This is a genomic window from Pseudomonas sp. Root401, from assembly GCF_001425105.1.
In the GTDB taxonomy this organism is placed as follows: Bacteria; Pseudomonadota; Gammaproteobacteria; order Pseudomonadales; family Pseudomonadaceae; genus Aquipseudomonas; species Aquipseudomonas brassicacearum.
Map to the genome: position 1 here is coordinate 115,876 of NZ_LMDO01000003.1, position 15,810 is coordinate 131,685.

The 15,810-nt window shown below is 61.8% G+C and carries 13 protein-coding genes; 3 read left to right on the top strand and 10 right to left on the bottom strand.

Features of this window, described 5'->3' with window-relative positions; translation table 11 throughout:
* Positions 1 to 335: 335 nt before the first annotated feature.
* The 4 genes from guaA to ASC85_RS04410 form a co-directional block, all read right to left on the bottom strand.
* A complete protein-coding gene (gene guaA / locus ASC85_RS04395; RefSeq protein ID WP_053161917.1) occupies positions 336 to 1,913 on the bottom strand; it encodes a glutamine-hydrolyzing GMP synthase in 1,578 nt (525 codons plus the stop codon).
* Between the two features lie 126 nt (positions 1,914 to 2,039).
* On the bottom strand, positions 2,040 to 3,509 hold the full coding sequence (guaB, locus tag ASC85_RS04400) for an IMP dehydrogenase (protein WP_014336709.1): 1,470 nt from the start codon (positions 3,507 to 3,509) through the stop codon (positions 2,040 to 2,042).
* Between the two features lie 241 nt (positions 3,510 to 3,750).
* Positions 3,751 to 4,299: a hypothetical protein gene (locus tag ASC85_RS04405; RefSeq protein WP_003198037.1), complete on the bottom strand. Its 549-nt coding sequence runs from the start codon at positions 4,297 to 4,299 to the stop codon at positions 3,751 to 3,753.
* Positions 4,300 to 4,369: 70 nt separating this feature from the next.
* Positions 4,370 to 5,137, bottom strand: a complete 768-nt coding sequence (locus ASC85_RS04410) for a sulfite exporter TauE/SafE family protein (protein WP_057448414.1) — start codon at positions 5,135 to 5,137, stop codon at positions 4,370 to 4,372.
* Between the two features lie 220 nt (positions 5,138 to 5,357).
* Between ASC85_RS04410 and xseA the strand changes: the two genes are divergently transcribed.
* The 3 genes from xseA (at position 5,358) to leuA (ending at position 9,706) form a co-directional block, all read left to right on the top strand.
* On the top strand, positions 5,358 to 6,737 hold the full coding sequence (gene xseA / locus ASC85_RS04415; protein ID WP_024616421.1) for an exodeoxyribonuclease VII large subunit: 1,380 nt from the start codon (positions 5,358 to 5,360) through the stop codon (positions 6,735 to 6,737).
* A 3-nt stretch (positions 6,738 to 6,740) separates the two neighbouring features.
* Positions 6,741 to 7,562, top strand: coding sequence for a peptidoglycan DD-metalloendopeptidase family protein (locus ASC85_RS04420; protein WP_057448415.1), 822 nt, complete (start codon positions 6,741 to 6,743; stop codon positions 7,560 to 7,562).
* A gap of 464 nt (positions 7,563 to 8,026) precedes the next feature.
* Positions 8,027 to 9,706 (top strand): 2-isopropylmalate synthase, encoded by a 1,680-nt coding sequence (leuA, locus tag ASC85_RS04425; RefSeq protein WP_024616419.1) that lies wholly within the window; start codon positions 8,027 to 8,029, stop codon positions 9,704 to 9,706.
* 145 nt (positions 9,707 to 9,851) lie between these two features.
* Here leuA and ASC85_RS04430 read toward each other — a convergent pair whose 3' ends face one another.
* From ASC85_RS04430 to ASC85_RS04455, 6 genes are all read right to left on the bottom strand, one after another.
* Positions 9,852 to 10,268, bottom strand: coding sequence for a hypothetical protein (locus tag ASC85_RS04430; RefSeq protein ID WP_057448416.1), 417 nt, complete (start codon positions 10,266 to 10,268; stop codon positions 9,852 to 9,854).
* Positions 10,269 to 10,336: 68 nt separating this feature from the next.
* Positions 10,337 to 11,128, bottom strand: coding sequence for an amidohydrolase (locus ASC85_RS04435; RefSeq protein ID WP_057448417.1), 792 nt, complete (start codon positions 11,126 to 11,128; stop codon positions 10,337 to 10,339).
* Entirely contained in the window at positions 11,116 to 12,264 is a 1,149-nt protein-coding gene (locus tag ASC85_RS04440; protein ID WP_057448418.1) for a pyridoxal phosphate-dependent aminotransferase, read from the bottom strand. Before ASC85_RS04440 ends, ASC85_RS04435 begins: the two co-directional genes overlap by 13 nt.
* A gap of 144 nt (positions 12,265 to 12,408) precedes the next feature.
* Positions 12,409 to 13,881, bottom strand: a complete 1,473-nt coding sequence (gene der, locus ASC85_RS04445) for a ribosome biogenesis GTPase Der (protein WP_057448419.1) — start codon at positions 13,879 to 13,881, stop codon at positions 12,409 to 12,411.
* A 133-nt stretch (positions 13,882 to 14,014) separates the two neighbouring features.
* Positions 14,015 to 15,166 carry an outer membrane protein assembly factor BamB gene (bamB, locus tag ASC85_RS04450; protein ID WP_003198019.1) on the bottom strand — a complete coding sequence of 384 codons (1,152 nt, stop codon included), beginning with the start codon at positions 15,164 to 15,166 and terminating at the stop codon, positions 14,015 to 14,017.
* The gene (locus ASC85_RS04455; RefSeq protein ID WP_057448420.1) at positions 15,159 to 15,800 is read right to left on the bottom strand and encodes a YfgM family protein; all 642 of its coding nucleotides are present in this window, start codon (positions 15,798 to 15,800) and stop codon (positions 15,159 to 15,161) included. Before ASC85_RS04455 ends, bamB begins: the two co-directional genes overlap by 8 nt.
* Positions 15,801 to 15,810 lie beyond the last annotated feature (10 nt).

Sequence of the window (15,810 nt, forward strand, 5' to 3'; positions counted from 1 at the left end):
CCAGGCTTGCTTTAAATAAGCCTGCGACTTTGCTGTTGCATCACGATGGTAGGGGGCCTGAGGCTCTCTGCAACCTGTAAGAAATAACAGTTAACCAAACAAACTTGCACTAAAGACATTATTTTTTAATGCGTTTTCAACTATAGAGATATTGAGCGACACTCAGCATCGTCGCGTTGGTTGAGTGTATTCGTTCTTTTTTATTTTTTGAATAAAGCCATATCTGAGCACGTACAAAGCCGTCAGAATCCCCCCCTAAAAAGCCGAAAGCCCGCTATTACGCGGGCTTCAGGATACTTCTAGCTACAGGGGGTCGGACAATGCCGGACGTCCCATCATTCCCACTCAATCGTCGCCGGCGGCTTGCTCGACACGTCATACGTCACGCGAGAAATGCCTTCGATTTCATTGATGATCCGCCCGGAAACGGTTTCCAGCAGCTCGTACGGCAGGTGTGCCCAGCGCGCGGTCATGAAGTCGATGGTTTCCACGGCACGCAGGGCCACGACCCAGGCGTAACGACGGCCATCGCCGACCACGCCCACCGATTTCACCGGTTGGAACACCACGAACGCCTGGCTGACCTTGTGGTACCAGTCGGCCTTGCGCAGTTCTTCGATGAAGATGTGGTCGGCGCGACGCAGCAGGTCGGCGTATTCCTTCTTCACTTCACCGAGGATCCGCACGCCCAGGCCCGGGCCCGGGAATGGGTGGCGGTAGACCATGTCGTACGGCAGGCCCAGTTCCAGGCCGAGGCGACGCACTTCGTCCTTGAACAGTTCGCGCAGCGGCTCGACCAGCTTGAGGTTCATCTCTTCCGGCAGGCCACCGACGTTGTGGTGGGACTTGATCACGTGGGCCTTGCCGCTCTTGGCGCCGGCCGACTCGATCACGTCGGGGTAGATGGTGCCCTGGGCCAAGTACTTGATGTTGTCCAGCTTGCAGGATTCGGCATCGAACACGTCGATGAAGGTGCGGCCGATGATCTTGCGCTTTTTCTCCGGGTCGGACTCGCCGGCCAGGTTGTTCAGGAACTGCTCTTCGGCGTTGGCGCGGATCACCTTGACGCCCATGTTCTCGGCGAACATGGCCATCACTTGCTCGCCTTCGTGCAGGCGCAGCAGGCCGTTGTCGACGAAGACGCAGGTCAACTGGTCGCCAATGGCCTTGTGCAGCAATGCGGCAACCACCGAGGAGTCAACGCCGCCAGACAGGCCCAGCAGCACGTTGTCGGTGCCAACCTGGGCGCGCACCTGGGCGATGGCGTCTTCAGCGATTTTCGACGGGGTCCACAGGGCTTCGCACTCGCAGATGTCGAGGATGAAGCGCGACAGGATGCGGCCGCCCTGCTTGGTGTGGGTCACTTCAGGGTGGAACTGCACGCCGTAGTAACGGCGATCATCGTTGAACATGCCGGCAATCGGGCAGCTCGGGGTGCTGGCCAGGATGTGGAAGTCTTCCGGCATCCTGGTGACCTTGTCACCGTGGCTCATCCACACGTCCAGGCCGAACAGGCCGTCGGCGTCGACGTGGTCCTCGATGCCGTCCAACAGGCGGCTCTTGCCGACTACATCAACGCGGGCATAACCGAACTCACGCAGGTCCGAACCTTCGACCTTGCCGCCCAGTTGCTCAGCCATGGTCTGCATGCCGTAGCAGATACCGAAGACGGGCACGCCCAGGTCGAACACGGCTTGCGGGCAGCGCGGGCTGTCGGCTTCGTGCACGGACTCGGGGCCGCCGGCGAGGATGACGCCTTTAGGCGCGAATTCGCGAATCGCTTCATCATCCATGTCGAACGGATGCAATTCGCAGTACACGCCGATCTCACGCACGCGGCGGGCGATCAGTTGGGTGTACTGGGAACCGAAGTCGAGGATCAGGATGCGGTGAGCGTGAATGTCGAGGGCCATGGGCGAAACTCTATAAAGCAGTTGCAAGCTTCAAGCTGCAAGCTGCAAGTAATCGGAGGCTGCGCGGTAGCTGTATGAACACAGCCCCGCTTGCAGCTTATAACTTGTGGCTTATAGCTGTCGGCGTCAGCCGACCCGATAGTTCGGCGCTTCCTTGGTGATCTGCACGTCGTGGACATGGGACTCGGCCATGCCAGCGCCGGTGATACGCACGAATTCCGGCTTGGTGCGCATCTCGTCGATGTTGGCGCTGCCGGTGTAGCCCATGGAAGAACGCAGGCCGCCCATCAGTTGATGGATGATGGCGCTCAGGGTGCCTTTGTACGGCACGCGACCTTCGATGCCTTCCGGCACCAGCTTCTCGGCACCCGCGGAGGAGTCCTGGAAGTAACGGTCGGAAGAGCCCTGGGCCTGGGACATGGCGCCCAGCGAACCCATGCCGCGGTAAGCCTTGTAGCTACGGCCCTGGAACAACTCGATCTCGCCCGGTGCTTCTTCGGTACCGGCGAACATCGAACCCATCATCACGCAGGAGGCACCAGCTACGATGGCCTTGGACAGGTCACCGGAGAAGCGGATGCCGCCGTCGGCGATCAACGGCACGCCAGTGCCTTCAAGGGCGGCGGCGACGTTGGCGATGGCGCTGATCTGCGGCACGCCGACACCGGCAACGATACGGGTGGTGCAGATCGAGCCAGGGCCGATACCGACCTTGACCGCGTCGGCGCCAGCTTCGGCCAGGGCCTTGGCGGCAGCGCCGGTGGCGATGTTGCCGCCAATCACCTGCACTTCAGGGAAGTTCTGCTTGACCCAGCGAACGCGGTCGATCACGCCTTTGGAGTGGCCGTGGGCGGTGTCGACCACCACCACGTCAACACCGGCACTGACCAGGGCGGCGACACGGTCACCGGTGTCCTTGCCGGTGCCGACCGCAGCGCCGACGCGCAGACGACCTTGGTCGTCCTTGCTGGCCAGCGGGTAGGCCTTGGCTTTTTCGATGTCGTTGACGGTCATCATGCCCTTGAGGGCGAATTTGTCGTCGACGATCAACACGCGCTCGATGCGGTGCTTGTGCAGCAACTCGCGGACTTCGTCCTTGTTGGTGCCTTCCTTGACCGTGACCAGGCGCTCTTTAGGCGTCATCACTTGGCGGACGGTGGCATCCAGGCGATTCTCGAAACGCACGTCGCGGGAGGTGACGATGCCAACCAGGTCGCCATCGTGCAGCACCGGAACGCCGGAGATATTGTGCATGCGGGTCAGTTCGAACAGATCCCGGACCGTGGCGTCAGCCTCGATGGTGATCGGATCCTTGACCACGCCAGCCTCGAACCGCTTGACCTTGCGCACTTCGGCGGCCTGCTGTTCGATGGTCATGTTCTTGTGGATGATACCGATACCGCCTTCCTGGGCCATGGCAATGGCCAGACGGGCTTCGGTCACGGTGTCCATGGCGGCGGAAACCAGGGGGATATTCAGTTCGATGCCACGGGTGAGACGGGTTTTGAGACTGACTTCGTTAGGCAGTACTTCGGAATAACCGGGCACTAGGAGAATGTCGTCGAAGGTCAGAGCTTCTTGGCTGATACGCAGCATCGCGGGGGCTCCCGAGCGGGAAAATGGAAGCGCGCCATTATACTCATGCACCCCGTCTGGCTCAATGTAAAACTCTGTCTATTATTGCCGGGCTGATTGACGGGCTAAATCACTGCCCGATTGCCAGCACATTCCCCTGAGGGAGCGAGCTTGCTCGCGATGGCGGTGGGTCAGTCAACACAATGTTGAATGTGCCACCTTCGCGAGCAGGCTCGCTCCCACATTGATCACTGCACCTCTTCTACAACTCCACCTTCACCCAACTCACCGGCTGATCGAGCCAATCGGCGAATTCATCGAGAAAGTCCTGCTTGAACCCCGCCTCCAGCCAATTGTTGAAGATGAATCCCAGGTTGGAAAAGCCGCAGGGCTGCAGGAACAGGAAGCCGTTGATGTCGTCTTCATGACCGCATTCAGGGCAAGTGAAGTTGTCGGTGCGCGCCGGCATCCAGTCTTCCAGGCTTTCGAACAGCGCTTCGCCGACTTCCTTGCGACACTCGGCGCAACCGGCTTCTTCGAGAAAGCCCTTGGCCGGTGTATAGATGCAGCGTTTGGTGATGATCTCCAGGCCATTGATCGCTTCACCGAACGGCAAGGCTTCGGGATGCAAGACCACCTCGCGAGCACCGGGGGCGATGGCGTGGGCCATGCGATTGCCGGTGCGCCCGCAGGTGGTCAGTTGTTCTTCGACGATATTCTTGCGCACCAGCCAGCGCACGATCGCCCGGGCCCGAGGTTCGTGGACCGGCAGGGTGGAAATTTTCGGAACGATGATGCTTTGCGAGTTCATGGCGAGGCCTGGCTGTTTCCCTGGCAGGGTCTGATCGAAGGCCGGCAGCTTAATCCCTGGCGGGGCCAGGTCAAGCACTCAGGTAGCGCCCGATCAACGCGAGGCCGCTGGCAAGCACCAGCCAGGTGACCAGCCGCACGAAGGCCTCACGCGACATCTTCATGGTCAAGCGACGCCCTACCCACAACCCCAGCGCCATGGCCGGCAACAAACACAGCGCCAGTACCAACAAGGGTAGCTCGGCATAGACCCCGGCCACGATAAACAGGCTCAGGCGCACCACGGTGCTGCAACTGATCAGGGCACTTTGCGTGGCTCGGGCCGGGTCCTTGGGCAAGCGACTGTTCAGGTAGATGGCATATAAAAAGCCGCCACTGCCAAACAACGCGCCGAACATCCCGCCCACCGTGCCCATCGGAACCGCCCACAGCGACGACAACTGCGTCGGTCGGGTCTTGATCAGCAGGCTGTAGATTGCATAGCAGCTGATGAACAGCCCCATCAACAGCAACAACAGGTCGGACTTGAGGTTGAGCAGGAAAATCACCCCGAGGGTGCAGCCCAGCGCCATGCACGGCAACAACCGCAGCAACTCCGGCCGGGACACGTCTCGACGTGACGGCAGCAAGTTGCCGAAGGCCGCGACAAAATCCAACACGACCAGCAGCGGGACGATTTTCGACAGTGGCATGAACAACAGCAGGATGGGCGCGGCCACCAGCGCCGTGCCGAACCCGGCAATGCCGAAGACGATGTAGGCCAGGGCAATGGCCGAGCCGATCACCAGCCATTGCGTGGGGGCGAAGGCCCATTGGCCCAACCATGGGAGAAGATTCATCCGGCACTTCCTTGATGAGGAGAGCGGCGACTTTAGCCAGATGCGGGGGGTTACTTCCAGCATTTGTGGTGATTGGCCTATCGCCTTCGCGAGCAGGCTCGCTCCCACATTTGATCTTCCGTGCGACATAGATCTCCTGTGGGAGCGAGCTTGCTCGCGATGCAGGCAACCCGGTCTAATTGTCTGCACAGCATCGGCGAATCCCCTTATCATGCCGTCCATGATTAAAGATCCCTTTGCCCGACTGGGCCTGGACCGCGAGGTCCTGACTGTCAGCCAGCTCAACGGCCGTGCGCGGGTGTTGCTCGAAGACGTGTTCAGCAACATCTGGGTCGAGGGCGAAATCTCCAACCTCGCCCGTCCGGCCTCCGGCCATGTGTACTTCACCCTCAAGGACAGCGGTGCCCAGGTGCGTTGCGCGCTGTTCCGGCAGAATGCCGCGCGGGTGCGCCAGGCCTTGAAGGACGGGCTGGCGGTGAAAGTGCGCGGCAAGGTCTCGCTGTTCGAAGGCCGTGGCGACTATCAATTGATCCTCGACACCGTCGAGCCGGCCGGCGATGGCGCCCTGCGCCTGGCCTTCGATGCCCTGAAGGAGAAACTCAGCGCCGAAGGCCTGTTCAGCGCCGAGCGCAAGGTGCCGCTGCCGGCCCATCCACAACGCATCGGCATTATCAGTTCACCCACGGGCGCGGTGATCCGCGACATCATCAGCGTGTTCCGTCGCCGCGCGCCGCAGATTGCCCTGACCCTGATCCCCACCGCCGTGCAAGGCCGCGAAGCCACCGCACAAATCGTCCGCGCCCTGAAGCTGGCCGACGCCCGTGGTTTCGATGCACTGATCCTGGCCCGGGGCGGCGGTTCGCTGGAAGACTTGTGGTGCTTCAACGAAGAAGCCGTGGCCCGGGCGGTGGATGCCTGCGTCACGCCAATCGTCAGCGCCGTGGGCCATGAAACGGATGTGTCCATCAGCGATTTCGTCGCCGACGTACGCGCCCCGACCCCGTCCGCCGCCGCCGAACTGCTGGCACCGGATGCCGGTGACCTGGTGCGCCGGGTCGAAAGCCTGCATCGCCGGCTGGTGATGCGCATGCGTGACCGGCTGATGCGCGATCAACTGCGCCTCGAAGGCCTCACTCGCCGCCTGCGCCACCCCGGCGAACGCCTGCGCCAGCAAGCCCAGCGCCTCGACGACCTGGACATGCGCATGCGCCGGGCGTTCGAACGCAGCCTCAATACCCGTCGTGAACGTTTGATCCGCCTGGAAACCCGCCTGGCCGGGCAACACCCGGGCCGGCAACTGGCATTGCTGCGCCAGCGCCTGGACAGCCTGGCCGAACGCCTGCCCCGGGCCATGCGCGAAGGCCTCAAGACGCGCCGCGTGCAATTGCACAACCAGATGCAGACGCTGCACATTGTCAGCCCCCTGGCGACCCTCGGCCGGGGCTACAGCATTTTGCTCGACGAACGCGGCCAGGCGATCCGCAGTGCCGGGCAAACCCAGACCGGCCAGCGCCTGACCGCCAAGCTTGGCGAAGGCGAACTGCTGGTACGGGTCGAAGACAATCACCTGACGCCGGTCACCCTTTCTTTACTGGATTGATTCATGCCGCGATATCTCGCCCCCTTGCTCTTGCTGTGCCTGACCTTCAACGCCCACGCCGACAGTTACATCACCCGCCTGCTGAACAAACCGGTGCCCGGCGGCGTGGCCGTGGTGGACCTGGGCAGCGCCGCCAAGGCACCGAAAGCCAGTTACCAGGGCAAGCCGGTGCTGGTGGTCAAGGAACAGAACAACTGGCTGGCGATTGTCGGCATCCCGCTGACGGTCCAGCCCGGCACGCAGCAGATCAGCAGTGGCGGCAGCACCCAGCCGTTCGTGGTCGGCTACAAGAAGTACCCCGAGCAACACATCACCCTGAAGAATAAGCGCCAAGTCAACCCGAACCCGGCGGACCTCAAACGCATCGAGGCCGAACTGGCGGTGCAACTGAAGGCCTACCGCAGCTTCAGCCCGAACATCCCCAGCAACCTGCTGCTGGACAAACCGGTCGACGGCCCGCTGTCGAGCAAGTTCGGCGTGCGCCGCTTCTTCAACGGCGAAGAGCGCAACCCCCACGCCGGCCTGGACTTCGCCGTGCCCGCCGGCACGCCGATCAAGACCCCGGCCGCCGGCAAGGTGATCCTCACCGGTAATTACTTCTTCAATGGCAACACCGTGTTCGTCGACCATGGCCAGGGCTTCATCAGCATGTTCTGCCACATGTCGAAGATCGACGTGAAGGTCGGCCAGCAACTGGCCCGGGGCACCGTGGTGGGCAAGGTCGGCGCCACCGGCCGCGCGACGGGGCCGCACATGCACTGGAACATCAGCCTGAACGATGCGCGGGTGGATCCGGCGATTTTCATTGGAGCTTTCCAGCCTTGAATGGATAGAGACGCTACTGGCCTCTTCGCGAGCAGGCTCGCTCCCACATAGGGATCTCTTGTGAACACAACATTTGCAAACAACAGAGATCCCCTGTGGGAGCGAGCCTGCTCGCGATGACGGCAGCCGCATCACCACCCTCCCGCGAATTGCCAAGCCCTAAATATCGACGCAATCCTTAGGACACAAACTCTCTTTATGCGCGATTAAATCTCGCAAACCCGCCTAAAAGCAGAACTTATCTCAATTTTTTCCGACTGCTTGCGATCCTCTCCTCACGCGGTTAGGGTTGAAGACATGAAAACCTCTCACACCCTCATTCAGCTTCGCCAGCACCGCAGCCTGTGCCTCGTCAGCGCACGACTGCCGGGCTGAATCGCGGCACCTCGTCCCGGCTGTGAAGCCACCCCCATCGAACCACCGGCAGGCCGCCTTTTTCCGGCCACGACAATAAGGATTTCCCCATGAGCATGCTCAAAGACCCGTCTTCCAAATACCGTGCCTTCCCGACCATCAACCTGCCGGACCGCACCTGGCCGTCGAAGACCATCACCGCCGCGCCGATCTGGTGCAGCTCCGACCTGCGTGACGGCAACCAGTCGCTGATCGAGCCGATGGACGCGGTCAAGAAACTGCGCTTCTGGAAAACCCTCGTCGCGGTGGGCGTGAAGGAAATCGAAGCATCGTTCCCAGCCGCTTCGCAGACCGATTTCGACTTCGTGCGTACCCTCATCGAAGAAGGCCACATCCCGGACGACACCACCATCCAGGTGCTGACCCAGGCCCGTGAAGACCTGATCGCCCGTACGTTCGAATCCCTGCGCGGTGCGAAAAAGGCCATCGTCCACCTGTACAACGCCACCTGCCCGTCGTTCCGCCGCATCGTGTTCAACCAGGACAAGGAAGGCGTGAAGGAAATCGCGGTGAACGCGGCCAAGCTGTTCGTCAAATACGCCGCGCAGCAGCCGGAAACCCAGTGGCAGTTCGAGTATTCGCCAGAGACTTTCAGCGCCACTGAGCTGGAATTCGCCAAGGAAGTCTGCGACGCGGTGATCGAAGTCTGGAACCCGACGCCAGAGCGCAAGGTGATCCTCAACCTGCCCGCGACCGTGGAAGTCGCCACGCCGAACATCTACGCCGACCAGATCGAGTGGTTCCACCGCAACATCACCCGTCGTGACAGCGTGCTCATCAGCCTGCACACCCACAACGACCGTGGCACCGGCGTAGCCGCTACCGAGCTGGGCCTGATGGCCGGCGCCGACCGTGTCGAAGGCTGCCTGTTCGGCAACGGCGAACGCACCGGTAACGTCGACCTGGTGACCGTGGCGCTGAACCTGTACACCCAGGGCATCAACCCCGGGCTGGACTTCTCCGACATCGACGGCGTGCGCAAAGTGGTCGAGGAATGCAACCAGATCCCGGTGCACCCGCGTCATCCGTACGTTGGCGACCTGGTCCACACCGCGTTCTCCGGCTCGCACCAGGACGCCATCCGCAAGGGCTTCGCCCAGCAGAAATCGGACGGTCTGTGGGAAGTGCCATACCTGCCGATCGACCCGGCCGACATCGGCCGCAGCTACGAGGCGGTGATTCGCGTCAACAGCCAGTCGGGCAAGGGCGGCATCGCCTACCTGCTGGAACAGGAATACGGCATCAGCCTGCCGCGTCGCATGCAGATCGAGTTCAGCCAGGTGGTACAGCGCGAAACCGATCGCCTGGGCCTGGAAATGACTGCCCAGCAGATCCACGCCCTGCTGCAGCGTGAATACCTGCAAGCCAACACCCCGTACGCGCTGGTCAGCCATCGCCTGCAGGAAGAAAACGGCAACAGCGCCGTGGAAGTGGAAGTGGCGAGCAAGGGCCAGGGCGAGACCAACCTGCACTGGCGCGGCAAGGGCAACGGCGCGCTGGAAGCGCTGGTGGCCGGCCTGCCAATTCCAGTAGAGATCATGGACTACAACGAACACGCCATCGGCGCCGGCACCAATGCCAAGGCGGCGGCGTACATCGAACTGCGGGTCAACGGCGAGCGTGCGGTGCACGGCGTGGGCATCGATGAAAACATCACCACTGCCAGCTTCAAGGCGCTGTTCAGTGCACTGAACCGTTCGCTGAGCCAGCCGGAAGCCAAAGCGGCCTGATCGTTCGGCTGAAATGTAAAAAGGCCCCGGGGTGAGAACCCTGGGGCCTTTTTGTTTGGCTGATGGTTTTGTGTGGCCTGGTGGGCCTCATCGCGAGCAAGCTCGCTCCCACATTTGGATAGCGACCTGTCAGGCAAGCAAAATATCAGGCATGGGTATCGATCGAAACGGTCATAGCTTGCAACAGCGACCCGCGCAGGCTCATCAAAGTCGCCTGGGTGCCCATGATCTGGGCCTGGAGGGCCATGGCCTGCTGGGCCTTTTGCTCTTCATTGGCCTTACTGTTCTCGACCCGGGCCAATTGGGCTTGCTGTTGGGCCAACAGCTTCTCGGTCTGCTCGATCTGCTTCTTCAGCTGTTCGATGACCTGTTGGTTAGGGGCGCCGGCACTGCCGCTGCCGCTGGCACTTTGCGCGCCGCCGGTGGCAGGTGCTTTATCGTCGCTGTCACCAATCGATACTACCGCAGGACTGGTTGCTGTCTCTTCGGCAGCCCCCTTGGTCGAGATTTTAGGGGACGATTGCAGATAAGGGTTGAGGGTGGAAGCGCTGATACTGGTCATAGGGAATCCTCCTTGGCTGACCGGTTATCGGCACCCCCGGATTTTTCTAAAGGGTTGAAACGTTTCAGTTAGATGAATTCGAACGAGTCGGCATCCAGGTTCGCCGGAAACCGCGTGCGATACGCCGCCAGGTCCGCTGCGTTCAAGCACACCTTGAACACACCATCCGCCTCGCCGGCGCTGAGCAAGCTCTCGCCCTGGAAATCCAGCACCTGGCTGTCACCGGTGTAGGCAAAGCCCTTGCCGTCGGTACCAACACGGTTTACCGCCGCCACGTAGCACAGGTTCTCGATCGCCCGGGCCGGCAACAGCCGATTCCAGTGCAGACGCCGCGCCCCGGGCCAGTTGGCGGTGTACAGCAGCAGGTCAGTGTCCTCGGAATCGCGGCTCCAGACCGGGAAGCGCAGGTCGTAGCAAATCAGCGGACGAATCCGCCAGCCCTTGAGTTCGAACAGCACCTGTCGCTCACCCGGGGTGTAGTGGTTGTGCTCCCCCGCCATGCGAAACAGATGGCGCTTGTCGTAATGCAGCACTTCTCCATCCGGCCGCGCCCAGAGCAGGCGATTGCGATGGCTACCGTCAGCGGCCTGGATGATCACACTGCCGGTAATCACTGCGTCCAGCTTCGCAGCGTGGGCCTTGAGCCATTGGCGCGTCGGGCCGTTCTCCGGCTCCGCCAGGGCCTCGGATTCCATGGAGAATCCCGTGGTGAACATCTCCGGCAGGATGATCAGGTCAGCCCCGCGCGCCTGCTCAAGCAGCGCTTCGAAATGTTCCAGGTTGGCCGGGCGGTCGTGCCAGGCCAGGGTGGTCTGGACCAGGGCAATGTCGAGGTCCGGCAATGTACTCAAATCACGCATAGCTTTTGCGCCGCTTCGCGCAGCGTCTCCTCGCGTTTGGCAAAGCATAGGCGCACCAGGCGCTGGCCTTGTGGTTGGTGCTGGTAGAACACCGAGATCGGAATCGTCGCCACGCCATGCTCGCGGGTCATCCACACCGCCATGTCGACGTCATTCAGGTCGGGGCGAATCTGCGAATAGTCCACCAACTGGAAATAAGTACCGGTCACGCGCTTGAAGTTGAACCGCGACGGGGCCAGCAGATCGCAGAACAGGTCGCGCTTGGCCTGGTAGAAGTCCGGCAGTTCATCGACGTGTTCCGGATGTTCGGCCATATAGTCGGCCAAGGCGTACTGCAACGGCGTCACGCCGCAGAAGCTGACGTACTGGTGCACCTTGCGCAGCTCCGCTGTCAGGGCCGCTGGCGCCACCACGTAGCCGGTTTTCCAGCCGGTGACGTGGTAGGTCTTGCCGAACGAACTGACCACGAAGGCGCGGCGGTACAGCTCATCATGGGCCAGGACACTGGCGTGGGCGACGCCGTCGAACACCAGGTGTTCGTAGACCTCGTCGCTGACCAGGTAGATGTCACGGTCGCGAATCAGCGTCGCCAATTGATCCAGTTCGGCGCGGCTGATCAGGGCGCCGCTGGGGTTGTGCGGCGAGTTGAGGATGATCATGCGCGTACGCGGGCTCAGGGCTTCGCCGAGCTTCTCGAAGTCGATGGCGAAATCATCCAGGCCCAATGGCACATGCACGCAATGCCCGCCGGCCAATTGCACGGCAGGCTCGTAACTGTCGTAGCTGGGGTCGAAGACGATCACTTCGTCGCCGCTGTGGACCACCGCCGCGATGGCACAGAAAATCGCCTGGGTCGCGCCAGGGGTCACGGTGACTTCCTGATCGGCATCGACACTGGCGCCATAGCTGCGGGCGATCTTCGCCGCGATTTGCTGGCGCAGCGCCGGCAGACCGGTCATCGGTGAGTACTGGTTATGGCCTTGGGCAATGTGCCGGCCGACCGCATCGCGCAGAGCTTGCGGGCCATCGAAATCGGGAAATCCCTGGGACAGGTTCAGTGCGCCCGTCTGCGCGGCGAGCTGGGACATCTGGGTGAAAATCGTGATGCCGACATTCGGCAACTTGCTGGTGATCATGAAGGGTCCCTGCTCTGCACCCGGCTCTGGTACGGCGCGGGAGAGCTCGAGGATAGCCCAAAAAAAAGCTGCAAGCAGCAAGCTCCAAGCTACAAGCCGGTGCGCCGGAACTTGTAGCTTGCAGCTCGCAACTTGCAGCTGCTTTTACTTCTTGTCGCGGCGCTTCTTGTCGGCCTTCTTGTGGTGCGACATCAAGCGGCGCTTCTTGTTGACCTGGCGGTCGGTGAGCGTGTTCTTGTTGCCTTCGTACGGGTTCTCGCCGCCCTTGAACTCGATGCGGATCGGCGTGCCGACCAGCTTCAGGACGCGACGGTAGGTGTTTTCCAGGTAACGAACGTACGACTTGGGCACCTTCTCGATCTGGTTACCGTGGATCACGATAATCGGCGGGTTGGCACCGCCCAAGTGGGCATAGCGCAGCTTGATCCGACGGTTGTTGACCATCGGTGGCGCGTGCTCGCCTACCGCATCTTCGAGGATCTGGGTGAGGCGGTTGGTCGGCCAGCGGGTCACCGCCGACTTGAACGAGTTCTGCACCGAAGCGTAGAGGTTGCCCACGCCCGTGCCGTGCAAGGCCGAGATGAAGTGAATGTCGGCGAAGTCGACGAAGAACAGGCGACGCTGCAATTCGATCTTCACGAAATCCCGTTCGCTCGGCGTCATGCCGTCCCACTTGTTGATCGCGATGACCAGCGCACGACCGGCTTCCAGGGCGAAGCCCAGCAGGTTCAGGTCGTGATCGACCACGCCTTCGCGGGCGTCCATCACGAAGATCACCACGTTGGCGTCTTTGATCGCCTGCAGGGTCTTGACCACGGAGAACTTTTCAACTTCTTCGTGGATCTTGCCGCGCTTGCGCACACCGGCGGTGTCGATCAGCGTGTACTTCTCTTCGTTACGCTCGAAGGGAATGTAGATGCTGTCGCGGGTGGTGCCGGGTTGGTCGTAGACGATGACCCGGTCTTCGCCGAGCATGCGGTTGACCAGCGTCGACTTGCCCACGTTCGGGCGGCCGATGATGGCGATCTTGATCCCGTCTTTCTCGCTCGGGCCCGGAATGCGCTTGGCTTCCTCGCCTTCGGCAACGATCTCTTCCTCGCCCTCTTCCGGCTCTTCCACGTCGTCTTTCGGGAAACTCTCCAGAGCGATTTCCAGCATCTGGGTGATGCCACGACCGTGGGCGCCGGCGATCGGGATCGCCTGGCCCATGCCCAACGGTGCGAATTCGGCGCGGGCCATGTCCGGGTCGATGTTGTCGACCTTGTTGGCGACCACGTAGGAACGCTTGTTACGCTTGCGCAAATGCTCGGCGATCATCTGGTCGGCGGCGGTAAAACCGGCCTTGGCGTCTACCAGGAACAGCACCACATCGGCTTCTTCAATGGCGAGCAACGACTGCTCGGCCATTTTTTCGTCCATGCCGTGTTCATCACCGGAGATGCCGCCGGTGTCGACCAGAATATAGGTACGCCCTTGCCACTTGGCCTCACCGTATTGGCGATCACGGGTCAGACCGGACAAGTCGCCGACAATGGCGTCGCGAGTCCTGGTCAGGCGGTTGAACAAGGTGGACTTGCCGACGTTCGGTCGGCCCACCAGGGCGATTACGGGAACCATGCGGCTCTCCACTTCGTTATTTCAGAAAATACAAAAGCCGCTGCGAGGCAGCGGCTGGTGCTCGGGGCAGTCTGTGCAAGCCCTGCAAACCTTGTGAACAAGGCCGCTTGGGGGATTAGCCCCAAGCATAGTCTTACTTGATGGTCAGGGCTTCCAGTTTGCCGCTGTTGCCATACACATAGATCATGTTGCCCACCACCAGCGGACGGGCGCGCAGGCCGTCGCTGTCGATGCGCTCACGGCCGACGAAACGACCGTCCACCTGGCTGAGCAGGTGCAGGTAACCTTCCAGGTCACCCACTGCAACGTAGCTGGAGAACACTTCCGGGGCCGACAGTTGACGACGGGCCAGGGAGTCGTTGCTCCACAATGCAGTGGTGGAACGCTCGTCAACGCCTTCGACGGTGCCCGAGGACAGGCTCACGTAGACGCTGCCAAAACCCTGGGCGACACCGGCGTAGCTGGACGCATCGCGCTGCCACAGCGGACGACCGCTTTCCAGGTCCAATGCTGCAACGCGGCCCTGGTAGCTGGCGACGTACAGCGTGCCGCCGGACAGCAGCAAGCCGCCGTCGATGTCGACCACACGCTCCAGCTCCGAACGACCTTGCGGGATCGCTACGCGCTGTTCCCAGACCGGAACGCCGTTGGAAATATCCAGGGCCACCACTTTACCGGTCGACAAACCAGCCACCGCCAGGCGGTTGGTCACGACTGGCGCACTGGTGCCGCGCAGGGTCAGTACCGCCGGGGTGCTGTCGTACAACCAGCGTTGGTTGCCGGTAGCAGCATCCAGGCCGATCAGACGGTCGTCCTGGGTCTGGACCACCACCACGTCACCGTTGGTGGCCGGCGGTGCGAGCACTTCACTGGTCACGCGGGCGCGCCACTTCTCTTCACCGCTGCTCGCGTCCAGGGCGACGATCTCGCCCTTGAGCGTGCCGATCATGACCAGGCCGTAACCCACGCCAACGGCGCCGGAAACAGGCAGCTCAAGATCTTTCTTCCATTTGACGTCACCGTTGGTGCGGTCCATCGCCATCACCACGCCCGTGACATCACCTGCATAGATGGTGTCGCCGTCAATGGCCGGCACCAGCATGTTGTAGGTTTCGCCCTGGCCATCGCCGATGGAACGGCTCCACTGCTTCTGCAGCACGACTTCTTCTTTGAAGTCGGTCAGTTCGGCCGGAGGCAGTTCTTTCTTGCTGTTGCTGCTGCAACCCGCGGCCAGAATGGCCAGAGCCAGCAATGCTGCATGTTTCCAACGGATCACGTCACGCATCCCCTTTGGCCAGGTCGTCCAGCTTGATTTGCAGGCCACCGACTGCGGCTTCATCCGACAGCGCAGCCTTGGCTTTTTGGTAGGCCGCATGGGCCTCATCAGCACGGCCCAGCTGTACCAGCAGGTCGCCCTTGAGTTCTTCGCGGGTCGCCAGGAACGCCTTGTCGGCATCACCGTCGAGCAGCTTCAAGGCGTCTTCGGCCTTGTTCTGTGCCGCCAGCACCTGCGCCAGGCGCTGACGCGCCACTTCGCCCAGGGTCGGGTTGGCCGGTTTGTCGACGATACCCTTGAGTTCGGTGACCGCGTCGTCCAGCTTGCCGCTGTCCACCGCCACCTTGGCCACGAACAGGCGACCGTATTGGGCGTAGGCAGTGCCGCCGAATTCCTTGTCCAGCTTGCCGGCCAGGTCCGCCACGCGGGCAGCGTCAGGCTTGCCGTCCGGGGTCAGGGTGGTTTCCAGCAATTGCTGGTAGAGCACCGAGGCGCCTTGCGACTGGTTGCTCTGGTATTTCTGGTAGGCCTGCCAGCCGAACACGATGACCAGCGCCAACAGGCCGCCAGTGACCAGCGGCTTGCCGTTGCGCGTCCACCAGTCCTTCAAATCCGCCAGCTGTTCATCTTCGGTACTCGACACCCCAATACTC

Excerpts from the sequence above, each read along its gene's own strand:
- ASC85_RS04435 (WP_057448417.1), bottom strand. The coding sequence starts at position 11,128 with ATGCGTGATTTGAGTACATTGCCGGACCTCGACATTGCCCTGGTCCAG.
- ASC85_RS04405 (WP_003198037.1), bottom strand. The coding sequence starts at position 4,299 with ATGAACTCGCAAAGCATCATCGTTCCGAAAATTTCCACCCTGCCGGTC.
- ASC85_RS04440 (WP_057448418.1), bottom strand. The coding sequence starts at position 12,264 with ATGATCACCAGCAAGTTGCCGAATGTCGGCATCACGATTTTCACCCAG.
- guaA (WP_053161917.1), bottom strand. The coding sequence starts at position 1,913 with ATGGCCCTCGACATTCACGCTCACCGCATCCTGATCCTCGACTTCGGT.
- der (WP_057448419.1), bottom strand. The coding sequence starts at position 13,881 with ATGGTTCCCGTAATCGCCCTGGTGGGCCGACCGAACGTCGGCAAGTCC.
- xseA (WP_024616421.1), top strand. The coding sequence starts at position 5,358 with ATGATTAAAGATCCCTTTGCCCGACTGGGCCTGGACCGCGAGGTCCTG.
- ASC85_RS04410 (WP_057448414.1), bottom strand. The coding sequence starts at position 5,137 with ATGAATCTTCTCCCATGGTTGGGCCAATGGGCCTTCGCCCCCACGCAA.
- leuA (WP_024616419.1), top strand. The coding sequence starts at position 8,027 with ATGAGCATGCTCAAAGACCCGTCTTCCAAATACCGTGCCTTCCCGACC.
- bamB (WP_003198019.1), bottom strand. The coding sequence starts at position 15,166 with ATGCGTGACGTGATCCGTTGGAAACATGCAGCATTGCTGGCTCTGGCC.
- ASC85_RS04420 (WP_057448415.1), top strand. The coding sequence starts at position 6,741 with ATGCCGCGATATCTCGCCCCCTTGCTCTTGCTGTGCCTGACCTTCAAC.
- guaB (WP_014336709.1), bottom strand. The coding sequence starts at position 3,509 with ATGCTGCGTATCAGCCAAGAAGCTCTGACCTTCGACGACATTCTCCTA.
- ASC85_RS04430 (WP_057448416.1), bottom strand. The coding sequence starts at position 10,268 with ATGACCAGTATCAGCGCTTCCACCCTCAACCCTTATCTGCAATCGTCC.